General features: G+C 62.0%; 2 protein-coding genes. Both read right to left on the reverse strand.

Annotated elements, in window-relative coordinates; genetic code table 11:
• Positions 1 to 47 precede the first annotated feature (47 nt).
• Positions 48 to 953: an IS3 family transposase gene (locus AB0L60_RS42445; RefSeq protein ID WP_364626656.1), complete on the reverse strand. Its 906-nt coding sequence runs from the start codon at positions 951 to 953 to the stop codon at positions 48 to 50.
• Entirely contained in the window at positions 950 to 1297 is a 348-nt protein-coding gene (locus AB0L60_RS42450; protein ID WP_364626659.1) for a transposase, read from the reverse strand. The genes AB0L60_RS42445 and AB0L60_RS42450 overlap by 4 nt, the downstream gene beginning before the upstream one ends.
• Positions 1298 to 1349 lie beyond the last annotated feature (52 nt).

Genomic DNA, 1349 nt, shown 5'->3' on the forward strand with positions numbered 1-1349 from the left:
TGGACCGCCCCGGCTTTGGATGAGACCGAACTACCGATTCTTGTGCTTCATGCTGCCGTCAGTTGCTGACCGCGGCCTTCCCAGAAGACCCGCTCGAACTCCGCCGGTGGACGATAACCACACCATGAATGCAACCGCTCGTTGTTATACCACGAAACCCATTCCGCCGTCTCGCGATTCACTTCACTCACATCCGACCACACGTACTTGCCGATCAATTCCTTCTTGAACAGCGAATTCACCGATTCCGAAAGGGCGTTATCGTACGAATCACCGGTACTGCCAACAGATTGCGCGATACCCGCCTCGGCGAGACGCTCACCGTAACGCAGCGCCGTGTATTGCACACCGCGATCACCGTGATGAATCAATGCCTTGCTCAACCGATCCCGCCGGTTCCACAACGCCATCTCCAACGCATCCAGCGCCAGTTCGGTTTTCAGTGAATCCGATACCTGCCAGCCCACGATCGCCCGCGAGAACACATCGGTCACGAACGCCACATAGCAGAAGCCGCGCTCGGCCAGCTCCACATACGTTATGTCCGCGACCCACAGCTGGTTCGGTGCCGGTGCCCGAAAGTCCCTGTCCACCAAGTCTTTCGGCCGCCTGTCTTCGTTCCCGGGCACCGTCGTGCGCGGCTTGCGCCGTATCGGCACCAGGCCCGCGAGACCATGAGCGCGCATCAACCGCTCCACCCGGCCCCGCCCCACCTGCACGCCCGCACGAAGCAATTCCCGCCACATCTTCCGGGCACCGTAATCCCGTCGGCGACCCCGATCAGCAGCTCGTAAACGGTGAATCTCCGCGAGAATCTCGGCATCACGCACCGCCCGCTCCGACGGCTCCCGCTCCCGTTTCTTCGCCGCGAAATACGTTTGCTGCCGAAACTCCAGCACATGACAGATATCGGTCACCGAGAACCGCTCCCGATACTCGTCGACGAACCTCACCACTTCGGCGGTGGCGGGTCCATCTCCCGGGCGAAAAAAGCCGATGCCGCCTTGAGAATCTGATTCGCCCGCTCCAATTCCCGGTTACGCGCCTCCAATTCCCGGATCCGGGCGTCCTTGGCCTCCGACGACTCCGGAACCGGCACCGACGCAGCCTCGCCGGCCGCTGCTCGCGTCGCCTTCGCCTGTTTCACCCAGTGCCGCAACGCTTCCTTGTGAACACCCAGATCACGCGCGACACGAGCCATCGCGCCCCTCGCCTCGCCCTGCTCACGCTCGTACTGCAACACCAGTGCTACAGCGCGTTCCCGCAGCTCCTGCGGATATCTCCGATTCCCAGCCATACCGTTGATCCTCTCCAGATCCAACGGTCTCCCTCAAACCCGGGGCGATCCA

Origin of the sequence: Nocardia sp. NPDC051981 (assembly GCF_040680715.1) — a bacterium.
GTDB lineage: Bacteria > Actinomycetota > Actinomycetes > Mycobacteriales > Mycobacteriaceae > Nocardia.

What these genes read in the sequence shown, in the direction of transcription:
- AB0L60_RS42450 (WP_364626659.1), bottom strand. Translation starts at nt 1,297, where the DNA reads ATGGCTGGGAATCGGAGATATCCGCAGGAGCTGCGGGAACGCGCTGTA.